The following is a 9,831-nucleotide window of genomic DNA, read 5'->3' on the forward strand; positions in this document are numbered from 1 at the left end:
GAAAGACACCGGCGAACCGCAGGCCCGGGTGGGGGCCGGGTTCGCCGGTGTTTTCTTTCCGTTTTCCTACGCGACGCCCTCGGCTCGCGCTGCTGCCGCAACTGCGTCCGCAACGGCCGGGGCGACACGAGGATCGAGTGGGCTGGGCACGATTTTGTCCGCAGCCAACTCGTCGCCGAGAACCGAGAGGATTGCCTCGGCAGCGGCGAGCTTCATGCCTTCGGTGATGCGGCGGGCACCTGCGTCGAGCGCGCCCTTGAACACACCGGGGAAGGCGAGAACATTGTTGATCTGGTTCGGGAAGTCGCTGCGTCCGGTTGCCACGATGGCGGCGTACTTCCTCGCCACCTCCGGATGGATCTCCGGATCCGGGTTGGACAGCGCGAACACGATGGAGTCCGGGGCCATCGAGGCGATGTAGCTTTCGTCGACCTTGCCCGCGGACAGACCGAGGAACACGTCTGCTCCGGCCAGGGCGTCGACCGCTCCGCCGGCCAGTGCACGGGGGTTGGTGCGCGCGGCGAGATCGGCCTTGACGCTGGTGAGATCCTGGCGATCGGAAGAGACGATCCCCCGCGAGTCCAGCACCACCACGTCCCGGATGCCGGCCAGGAGGAGCATGTTGGCGCAGGCCACACCTGCTGCCCCGGCTCCGGAGATGACGACCTTCAGTTCGGAGGTGCTCCGGCCCTGCACCTTCGCGGCCCCGTTGAGCGCGGCGAGGACGACGATGGCGGTGCCGTGTTGGTCGTCGTGCATCACCGGGCATTCGAGAGCCTCGATGACGCGGCGTTCGATCTCGAAGCAGCGCGGTGCCGAGATGTCTTCGAGGTTGACGGCACCGAAGCTGTGCCGCATCCGCACGATGGTCTCGACGATCTCGTCGACGTCGTTGGTGTCGAGCACGATCGGGATGGAGTCGAGGCCCGCGAACTTCTTGAACAGTGCGGCCTTGCCTTCCATCACCGGCAGCGACGCGCGCGGACCGATATCGCCCAGGCCGAGCACTGCGGAACCGTCGGAGATGACGGCGACGAGGCGATCGGTCCAGGTGTATCGCTTGGCCAGCGCGGGTTCGGCGGCGATGGCGCGGCTGACCTGGGCCACTCCTGGGGTGTAGGCGATCGAGAGATCGCGCTGGGTCTCGAGCGGTGCCGCCAGCTCGACCGACAGCTTTCCGCCGAGGTGCCCGGCGAAGATCTCCTCGTCGGTGATTCCGGCGGGAAGGGCGGGCGTTGTGGGTGTTGCTGCGGTGTCTTCGACTGCCGTCACGGTGAAAGCTCCTCGCACTGTCGACCTCGACCGGCGAGGCGACGAAATGTCAACGAAGTGAGTGGTGGAAATGAGGGCCGTCGGAGTGCGCCAGTGCTGGCTGCAAACTGCCGAGAGCGTATCTCGCATGTGAGGCGGGTGCGCCTGCACGATCAGCGATGGGCTGTAGCCCTGTCGGTGCCCCAGTGTGCCACATCGCCACCCCACCTGACCACAGAGTCAGAGCGGGCGCTCACTGCCACCATTGTGTCCACAGGACGAGGCCGGTGGCGACGAAGACCACGATCACCCCGAGAACGGCCGAGAATCCGCGACGGTGATCGGTGACGCGCTGCGCGAACACGGCAACGATCGCGGCGACGATGTGTGCGGCGACCGAGAGACCACCAGGACCGGGGAATCCGCGGGAGTGCCCCAGATACTGCGTGACGGCGACGCCGATGGCGAGCACCACCAGTCCTGCGGTGACGATGCCGCTGAGCCCGCGCAGGAATCGGAGCCCGAACGATCCCCCGGTCATCCGCCGGCCACGAATCCGCGAACAGAATCCGCGATCAGCTGCACCGCGATGGCGGCGAGCAACAAGCCGGCGATGCGGGCCAACAGCGAGATGCCGCCCTCTCCGAGGAGCCGGATCAGCGCCGTCGAGAATCGCAGCACCAGGAAGAACAGCACGTGAATGGTGATGATGCCCAACGCAATTGCCAGGAACGAACCGGCGTCACCGTCGGCCTGGCTGACGTAGACGATCACCGCGGCAATGGCACCGGGGCCGGCCATGAGCGGAGTCCCGAGCGGCACGAGCGCGACGTTGACGTCCTCCGCGGCGGTGTCTCCGCCCGCGCCCTTTCCGGTGAGCAGTGACAACGCGATGAGCAGCAGCAACAACCCACCTGCGCCCTGCAGTGCCGGAATGCCGATGTGCAGGTAGCTCAGGATCGCTTGGCCGCCGATCGCGAACACCGAGATGACGGTCAGTGAGACGGCGGGAGCCTGCCACGCGGCCTTGTTGCGTTCTTCTTTGCTCTTGCGGCCCACCAGCGACAGGAACACGGGGATCGCGCCCGGTGGGTCCATGATGACGAACAGGGTGATGAGCACCGTCAGGTAGAGCGTCACGTCGAATGTCATGGGCGTGCCGCCGCTACGAGACGGTCGTATTGCTCTGGGGCCGTGGTGTATTCGCCTAATTTCACCGTCTTGTTGGTGCCGTGGTAGTCCGAGGATCCGGTGACGATCAGGTCCAGTTCGGCAGCGAGATCGGCCATCACCGCGGTGTCCTGCGGCGAGTGGTCCATGTGATGCACTTCCACTCCCCCGAGACCGCGCGCTGCGAGTTCGCGAATGTGATCGAGGTCGAGGATGCGACCGCGGGCACGAGCTCTGGCGTGCGCGAGCACACTGACACCGCCTGCCGCGGCGATCATGTCCACTGCGACCTCGAGGGGGGTGTCGACCTTCTCGACGTAGTACTTGCCGCTCGTCGCCAACGGACCGGCGAACGCGGCGTCCATGTTCGGAACGTAGCCGGCGTCGATCAGCGCGCGACCCAGGTGTGGTCGTCCGGCTGCCGCTCCGGCCGAGGCCAGCACCGCGTCGGGATCGATGGGCAGACCGTCCGCCGCCATCTTCTCGGCGATGGCACGCAATCGAGTGACCCGCTCGCCGCGCAACCGTGCGCGCTCGCCCGCGAAGGCCTTGTTCGCCGGGTCGAACAGATACGCCAGCAGATGCACCGGAACCGGCTCGCCGTCCTCGCCTCGCCCGGTGCAGGAGAGTTCCATGCCGCGCACGAGTGTGAGACCGGACGGCAGTGCCGAGGCCGCTTCGTCCCACCCCGCGGTGGTGTCGTGATCGGTCAAAGCCACCACCGACAGTCCCGCCTCGGCTGCGGCGCGGACCAGCTCGGCCGGGGTGTCGGTCCCGTCGGACGCCGTCGAGTGGGTGTGGAGATCGATGAGCACCTGCACAGTGTTCCAGGCCCACTCTCTCGTCGTTTTGCTGGCGTACGATTGCCCGCCATGCCGTCCCTTCCACCACGCCCGTCGCTGCCGTCACTGCATCGACGTTCGGCCAAGGCCGGTCCCGAGCCGATACCGCGCATTCCGGTGCCCACGGCCCGGGCGATCGTCGACTGCGCGGTCTACGTCGACGGGACTCGACTGCCCGGGAGATTCACGCACACCTCGGCCATCGCGGAGGTCCGTGCCCGCGGTGAGGGATTCGTGTGGGTCGGTCTGCATGCACCCGACGACCACCAGATGAGCGCGATCGCCCAGTGTTACGGCCTGCACGAGCTGATGGTCGAGGACACCGTGCACGCCCATCAGCGGCCCAAGCTCGAGCGCTACGACGACGTCGCATTTCTGGTGCTGCGCACGGTGAAGTACGTCGAGCACGAGTCGGTGACGACCGCAAACGAGATCGTCGAGAGCGGCGAGATCATGGTGATGGTCGGCCGCGACTTCGTCATCACTGTCCGGCACGGGGAACATTCGGGGTTGGCCGGTGTGCGTCAGCGCCTCGAAGCGAACCCGGAACAGCTCGCACTCGGCCCCTCGGCGGTGCTGCACGCGGTGGCCGACCACGTCGTCGACGAGTACCTCGCGGTGACCGACTCGATCGAGCGAGACGTCGACGGCATGGAAGAGGAAGTCTTCTCGCCGCACCACCATGTGCCCATCGAGAACATCTACCTCCTCAAGCGGGAGGTCGTCGAGCTGCGCCGGTCGGTGACACCGCTGTCCACGCCGTTGGCGCGTCTGGTGCAGGAGCCGAGCGTCCCCAAGGCGGTGCGACGCTACCTGCGCGACGTGCAGGACCATCACACGACCGTCGCCGAACGTATCTCCGAGTACGACGAGGTGCTCAGCTCATTGGTCGACGCCGCGCTGGCGCGAGTGACGATGCAGCAGAACCTGGACATGCGCAAGATCTCGTCGTGGGTGGCGATCGCCGCTGTGCCGACGATGGTCGCGGGCATCTACGGGATGAATTTCGACAACATGCCCGAGTTGCACTGGACGTACGGCTATCACCTGATGGTCGCGGTCGTGTTGTGCGTGTGTATCGGACTGTGGCGGACGTTCCACAAGAACGACTGGCTCTAGCGACCTTTCGGAGATTGGACAACGTCCAACAGAGTCCGACGGTCGTTGGTGATTACCCCGACCCCTTCCGGGTCACGATCCCGTCGGTCCTGACCGGATGAGACTGCAGAAGCCCTGCATCCTCGTCCGGAAGGGATCGATGAGAATCCGCTCACTGGTACTGGCCGTCGCGATCATGACCGTCTGCGCGCCGGGTACAGCGCATGCCGGGTCGAACCCCGATCTCGGTCCCGTGCTCACCGTCGCTCCGGCCGCCCTCGACCACGCCCTCACGTGCACCCCCGATCTGCACGACGCCACCCGCGATCCGGTCCTGCTCACCCCGGCCTTCGCCACCGATCAGCAATCGTTCGGTTGGAACTATCTGCAGTCACTGCCCGCCGCTGGGATACCGGTGTGCAGCCTCTCGCTTCCCGACGAGGGCTACGGAGACCTGCAGGTCGCCGCCCAGTACGTGGTGCATGCGGTCCGCACCATGGCAGCCGACAGCGGTCGCCAAGTCGTACTGATGGGTCACCAGCACGGTCCACTCGACGAGCTGTGGGCATTGACGTTCTGGCCGGATCTGCCCGCGCTGGTATCGGATTTCATCTCGCTCGCCACCCCGTACAACGGCACCGACTCGGCGCGCTCGGGATGCGACGACTCGCAGGAGTGCCCGCCGGCGAACTGGCAGATCGCCACCGGATCGAAGTTCCTCACCGCGCTGGCGGCGCGTCCGTTGCCCGCGGGGCCCAGTTACACCTCGATCTACACGACATTCGACCAATTGATCTATCCACAACCGCACGCCAGCACCCTCGCCGGGGCCGCGAACATCGCCGTCCAGGACATCTGCCCGCTCCGGCCCGTCGAACACTTCAACATCATCGGCGACAACGTCGCCTTCAATCTCGTCCTCGACGCGCTCGAACACGACGGACCTGCTGTGCGCGAACGCATTTCGGACGACCTGTGTTTCACCACCACGATGCCGAACCTGCGTTACGACGCGGATGCCGCGATCACCGGACTGAAGTACCTGGCCGAGGTGCCTCTGCACCTCATCTTCGATTCCGTCACTGCCGAACCGGAATTGGCGTCCTACGCGCGATGACTTCTCGTCAGAGACTGGCCGCAGATCGATTCGGATCGCGCACGTCGATCCCAGCCTCGGTCCAGGCCTCCCGCAGGGCCGCGGCACCGCGTAGACGCACCCACGCGGCCTCGGTGCCGGTCAACGGCACGGCGGCCAGAAAGCGAACCGGGTCGTAGGGCTCGGGCAGCGTCAGATCGGCGATATCGCTCTCGCCCAGCAGCACTGCGGTGAACGGCGCGTTGGTCCACAGCGGCTCGCCCAGGTCGAGCAGCGCGTCCTCGACGAGCACGACGCCCTCCACCGCCGGAGAGGCAGCGAGCACGGCCAGGGACTTGTGCCCGCCCGACGCCACGCCTGCCCCACCGCGCAGAGTCAGCACCAGTTCGGCTCGGGGGCCGCGCGAGGGATCGGCGACGAGTTCGTTGGGGTCGGCCATGGGGTGACGAGAACAGCCGAGACTGACGTACCGGACCACGTCGGAATCCGCGCCGAATCTCAGCACGTCCAGTGACTCGAGGCCGAGGAACGTCACCGACGCCGACGACGGATTCTCGTCGCCGATCTCGGTCACCAGATGTGCGCGTACCGCTTCGATGACACTGTCGCTCACCTGACCCATCCAACACCACCGATGCCCGAGAAGTCCGTTCGGAGGTACCACCGCACCGGAGGTGGGTACCGTCGTACCCGTGGTCTCCGTTCTCGCAGTTGCCGACGAAACGATCGAATCCCTGTGGAGTCCGCAGGTGAAGTCGCTCGGAGTCGACCTGATTCTCGGCGCGGGCGACCTCCCGTTCGATTACCTCGAGTACCTCACCGACGCGCTGAACGCACCGTGTGTGTTCGTGCCGGGCAATCACGACGCGGACCTCACCGGATACTCGGCCGGGCGCGCCGGGTGGATGCGTGCCGGGCTGCCCGCCACCTGGCCGGGACCGGTCGGTGCCGTCAACGTCGATCGTCGCATCGTGTCGGCGGCAGGCCTGCGGATCGCCGGTCTCGGCGGGTCCATCCGCTACAACGGTGGGCCCAATCAGTGGACCCAACGGCAGCAGCGACGTCGATCACGAACCCTGACCCGGACGTTCGCGTGGCATCGCAACGTGCGCAAGGACCTTCGGCCCGTCGACATTCTGCTCACCCACAGTCCACCGCTCGGCGTCGGCGACGACACCGACCCGGCGCACATCGGTTTCGACTGTCTGGACGAGGTGACGCGTCGACTCTCCCCACAGTTGTTGTTGCACGGCCACATTCATCCGCACGGTCACACCCCGGACGATCTGACCCTGCACGGCGCGGCGGTGATCAACACCGTCGGATACACCCTCCTCGAGATCGAACCGGGCGGCGAGAGACCGGATTTCGAGACACCCAAGATCGTGAGGCGCAGACATGGCACGTGACACCGGATTTCCGGCCGCCGATGCGGAGAACGACTTCACCCGCCAACGCCGCCGCGCCGACGTCGCACGTCTGGTCGGGTGGCTGCGTCGTCAACCCGACGACGTCAACACCATCCTGCCGTTCGACGAGGTGGTCGCTGCCCTCGGCAAGGTGGGTGAGCGTCACCTCGGCCTGCAGGTCATCCGCGTCGAGACCATCGTCGGCAGTGTCGATCGCACGCGCGATTTCGATCGGTTCTTTCGTCCGACGTCGGCGCGCATCCGCGAACGCTGGCAGCGACTCGCGGCTGCTCAGCGCCGCGGCGAGGCGATGCCGCCCATCCAGGTCTACCGCATCGGCGGAATGCACTTCGTCGTCGACGGGCACCATCGGGTCTCCATCGCCTTCGCGATGCACCGGACGTCGATCGACGCCGTGGTCACCGAGATCATCACGCGCATCTCCCCCGAGGGCATCACCCGACGTGGCGATCTGCTGATCAAGGATCACCGGCGCATCTTCCTCAGTCGTGTCCCGTTGGTGGGCAAGGCACGCGAGGCCGTTCAGGTGACCGATCCGTTCGATTACGCCCAGCTGAGCGAATCGGTGGAGGCATGGGGCTTCCGGTTGATGCAGGAGGTCGGTGAATTCGTCGACCGCGGTACCGTCGCGCGGCGCTGGTTCGGTGAGGAATACCTCCCGGTGGTGCGCATGGTGCGCGCAGCAGAGATCCTCGAGGACCGCACCGACGCCGAGGCGTACCTCTGGATGAGCCGGGAGCGTTACCGCCTGGTGCGCGAGCACGTGTGGAACGACGAGATCGTCAGCGAATTGCGACAGAAGGCGCTGGGCAAGCCCACTCGCCCGCAGTGACACGGTGCCGTCGTCGGGGCCCGCTTCCCTCGTTCGGCGATATCTGATAATCACTTAGATGCATTCAACAATTTATTTGCGTCTGTTCTAGTGCATTTCGATACGTAACGAGGTAGTTCTTCCATGTCCACCCGCCGCATACTGCTGCCCGGACTCTGTTTCATCGTCATGACTCTCGCCGTTCTGCAGACGATGGTCGTCCCCATCGTCGGAACCATCGGCACCCAACTCGGCGTCAGCACCACGGCCGCCGGTTGGGTACTGACGGGCAACCTCCTCGCAGCGGTCATTGCCACCCCCGTCATCGGACGGCTCGCCGACCTGCACGGCAAGCGGCCGGTGCTCATCGGTGTACTCACCGTCGTCCTCGCCGGGTCCTTGCTCGCAGCCCTGACGCACTCGCTGCTCTGGTTGATCGTCGGTCGCGTCCTGCAGGGAGTGTCCTATGCCCTGTTCCCCATTGCGCTGGCGGTACTGCGCGACGAGATGCCCCCACGAAAGCTCGTCGGCTCGATGGCCGTCCTGTCCGGGACACTGGGCGTCGGCGGCGGCTTCGGACTGGTACTGACCGGGTTGCTCACCGCCAACGGAGCCGACTACCACCGCGTGTTCTGGCTCACTGTCGTGTTCGTCGTGCTCGCCCTCGCGATCGCCTGGTTCGGCGTGCCGGCGCGACCGAGGACCAGCGGTGGCACCGTCGACTGGTGGGGTGCCGCAGGACTCGCCGTGACCCTTCTGCTCCTGTTCCTCGCGTTGACGCAAGGCCGCACCTGGGGCTGGGGTTCGGTGGCCACCATCGGCTGCGCCCTTGCCGGTGTACTGACGGGGACGCTCTGGTGGCTGCTCGAGAAGCGCACCGCCGAACCGTTGGTCGCGCCTCGAATGCTCACCCACGGTCCGCTGCTCGCCACCAACGTCGCCACCGTGTTCGTCGGTATCGGGATGTTCGTCAACTTCCTGGCCTGCTCGTACTTCGTGCAGACACCACGAGCTGTGGCGGGCTACGGCTTCACCGCCAACGTTCTCGAGGCGAGCGTCGTCTACCTGCTACCCGGTGCGGCGGTCGGTGTGGTTGCGGCCGTCCTCAGCGGTCGTCTCATCCGGTCCTTCGGGCCGCGTCGAGTTCTGATCGCAGGTGCGGTGATCGGGCTGGTCGGCTTCGTGTTCGTCGCGCTGGCTCACGATCACACCTGGCAACTGATCACTGCCGGTGTGGTCATCAACGTGTTCGTCAGTCTCGCGTTCGCTGCCCTGCCCAACCTGCTCATGGCCGAGGTGGATGCGGCGGACACCGGAGTGGCCAACAGTGTCAACTCGATCGTCAGAACCGTCGGCACGTCGATCGCAAGCGCAACACTGTCCACCGCACTGGCCATGTTCGCCATCGACGGGACCGGGGTCGCCCGTGAAATCGTCTACACCGCGGCCTTCGCCGCCGGTGCGGTGGCCTGTCTCGTCGTCGGACTGGCGGCCCTGGCCATCAAGAGCACTCCGACCACCGGCGAATCGGTGGTCGGCGGCCGCAGCGAACCGGCCGTTCCGGCTGGCAGTACTGCCAGGTCTGCGCCGACGACCTGACCACTGCCCGTGCCGCGACCAGGGAAGACGAACGAAATCACGCGCGACGCTCCTTGGCAGAAAGCTCGTAATGTGCTGGGAGGTAGCAGTTTTCCCTGTCGCGGGCCCACCTCGTCGACCTAACGTCGGAGAAGTACGAACACCGACGAAAGGGAACACATGAACACCCGAAAGATCCTCACCCGCGCAGCAGTGACCGGGGCTCTGGTGGCCATTCCTCTGGTGGCGATGGCAGGCACCGCGTCGGCCGATCCACTGTGGACGGACCGGGGCGACAATCACACCCGATACGACGACAACCGAAACGACGAGCCGAACCAGTTCGAGCTCTCCGAGCTGTTCCCCCAGGCACCGGCGCCGCAGCTGCAGAATCCGGCACCGAACGTGGTGCCGTTCAACTTCTTCCAGGGCTACCAGCTGCCGAGCACCGGCTCTGCGTTCTGAGCCTGCGGCATGTGCGCGGAACTTCGTAGCCCACTTCGGGCGGATTCGAGCGGTGGTCGCAACGGGCCTGATCATTAGGGATGTTTGCGA

The 9,831-nt window shown here is 66.0% G+C and carries 11 protein-coding genes; 6 read left to right on the forward strand and 5 right to left on the reverse strand.

Annotated features, from left to right (window positions below; translation table 11 throughout):
- Positions 1 to 66: 66 nt before the first annotated feature.
- From QM590_RS20650 to QM590_RS20665, 4 genes are all read right to left on the reverse strand, one after another.
- Positions 67 to 1,272, reverse strand: a complete 1,206-nt coding sequence (locus tag QM590_RS20650) for an NAD(P)-dependent malic enzyme (protein WP_269596195.1) — start codon at positions 1,270 to 1,272, stop codon at positions 67 to 69.
- A gap of 232 nt (positions 1,273 to 1,504) precedes the next feature.
- Positions 1,505 to 1,792, reverse strand: coding sequence for a hypothetical protein (locus QM590_RS20655; RefSeq protein WP_269596194.1), 288 nt, complete (start codon positions 1,790 to 1,792; stop codon positions 1,505 to 1,507).
- Positions 1,789 to 2,403 carry a MarC family protein gene (locus QM590_RS20660; RefSeq protein ID WP_068053143.1) on the reverse strand — a complete coding sequence of 205 codons (615 nt, stop codon included), beginning with the start codon at positions 2,401 to 2,403 and terminating at the stop codon, positions 1,789 to 1,791. The genes QM590_RS20655 and QM590_RS20660 overlap by 4 nt, the downstream gene beginning before the upstream one ends.
- Positions 2,400 to 3,236, reverse strand: coding sequence for a PHP domain-containing protein (locus QM590_RS20665; RefSeq protein ID WP_269596193.1), 837 nt, complete (start codon positions 3,234 to 3,236; stop codon positions 2,400 to 2,402). Before QM590_RS20665 ends, QM590_RS20660 begins: the two co-directional genes overlap by 4 nt.
- A 57-nt stretch (positions 3,237 to 3,293) precedes the next feature.
- On the opposite strand from QM590_RS20665, the gene QM590_RS20670 reads away from it, so the two are divergent.
- Both QM590_RS20670 and QM590_RS20675 read left to right on the forward strand, forming a co-directional pair.
- On the forward strand, positions 3,294 to 4,382 hold the full coding sequence (locus tag QM590_RS20670; RefSeq protein WP_269596192.1) for a magnesium and cobalt transport protein CorA: 1,089 nt from the start codon (positions 3,294 to 3,296) through the stop codon (positions 4,380 to 4,382).
- Between the two features lie 139 nt (positions 4,383 to 4,521).
- Positions 4,522 to 5,478, forward strand: coding sequence for a lipase (locus tag QM590_RS20675; protein WP_269596191.1), 957 nt, complete (start codon positions 4,522 to 4,524; stop codon positions 5,476 to 5,478).
- A gap of 7 nt (positions 5,479 to 5,485) precedes the next feature.
- On the opposite strand, the gene QM590_RS20680 is transcribed toward QM590_RS20675, so the two are convergent.
- Positions 5,486 to 6,079: a suppressor of fused domain protein gene (locus QM590_RS20680; protein WP_269596190.1), complete on the reverse strand. Its 594-nt coding sequence runs from the start codon at positions 6,077 to 6,079 to the stop codon at positions 5,486 to 5,488.
- Positions 6,080 to 6,149: 70 nt separating this feature from the next.
- Here QM590_RS20680 and QM590_RS20685 point away from each other — a divergent pair, with 70 nt between their 5' ends.
- From QM590_RS20685 to QM590_RS20700, 4 genes are all read left to right on the forward strand, one after another.
- Positions 6,150 to 6,866, forward strand: a complete 717-nt coding sequence (locus tag QM590_RS20685; RefSeq protein WP_149407938.1) for a metallophosphoesterase family protein — start codon at positions 6,150 to 6,152, stop codon at positions 6,864 to 6,866.
- Entirely contained in the window at positions 6,856 to 7,719 is an 864-nt protein-coding gene (locus tag QM590_RS20690; protein ID WP_094641301.1) for a chromosome partitioning protein ParB, read from the forward strand. Before QM590_RS20685 ends, QM590_RS20690 begins: the two co-directional genes overlap by 11 nt.
- 123 nt (positions 7,720 to 7,842) lie before the next feature.
- Positions 7,843 to 9,297 (forward strand): MFS transporter, encoded by a 1,455-nt coding sequence (locus tag QM590_RS20695; protein ID WP_269596189.1) that lies wholly within the window; start codon positions 7,843 to 7,845, stop codon positions 9,295 to 9,297.
- 159 nt (positions 9,298 to 9,456) lie between these two features.
- Positions 9,457 to 9,741: a hypothetical protein gene (locus QM590_RS20700; protein WP_269596188.1), complete on the forward strand. Its 285-nt coding sequence runs from the start codon at positions 9,457 to 9,459 to the stop codon at positions 9,739 to 9,741.
- The last annotated feature ends 90 nt before the right edge of the window (positions 9,742 to 9,831 follow it).

Source organism: Rhodococcus sp. IEGM 1372 (assembly GCF_030056835.1).
GTDB lineage: Bacteria > Actinomycetota > Actinomycetes > Mycobacteriales > Mycobacteriaceae > Rhodococcoides.

What these genes read in the sequence shown, in the direction of transcription:
- QM590_RS20655 (WP_269596194.1), bottom strand. Translation starts at nt 1,792, where the DNA reads ATGACCGGGGGATCGTTCGGGCTCCGATTCCTGCGCGGGCTCAGCGGC.
- QM590_RS20660 (WP_068053143.1), bottom strand. Translation starts at nt 2,403, where the DNA reads ATGACATTCGACGTGACGCTCTACCTGACGGTGCTCATCACCCTGTTC.
- QM590_RS20670 (WP_269596192.1), top strand. Translation starts at nt 3,294, where the DNA reads ATGCCGTCCCTTCCACCACGCCCGTCGCTGCCGTCACTGCATCGACGT.
- QM590_RS20675 (WP_269596191.1), top strand. Translation starts at nt 4,522, where the DNA reads ATGAGAATCCGCTCACTGGTACTGGCCGTCGCGATCATGACCGTCTGC.
- QM590_RS20680 (WP_269596190.1), bottom strand. Translation starts at nt 6,079, where the DNA reads ATGGGTCAGGTGAGCGACAGTGTCATCGAAGCGGTACGCGCACATCTG.
- QM590_RS20690 (WP_094641301.1), top strand. Translation starts at nt 6,856, where the DNA reads ATGGCACGTGACACCGGATTTCCGGCCGCCGATGCGGAGAACGACTTC.
- QM590_RS20695 (WP_269596189.1), top strand. Translation starts at nt 7,843, where the DNA reads ATGTCCACCCGCCGCATACTGCTGCCCGGACTCTGTTTCATCGTCATG.
- QM590_RS20700 (WP_269596188.1), top strand. Translation starts at nt 9,457, where the DNA reads ATGAACACCCGAAAGATCCTCACCCGCGCAGCAGTGACCGGGGCTCTG.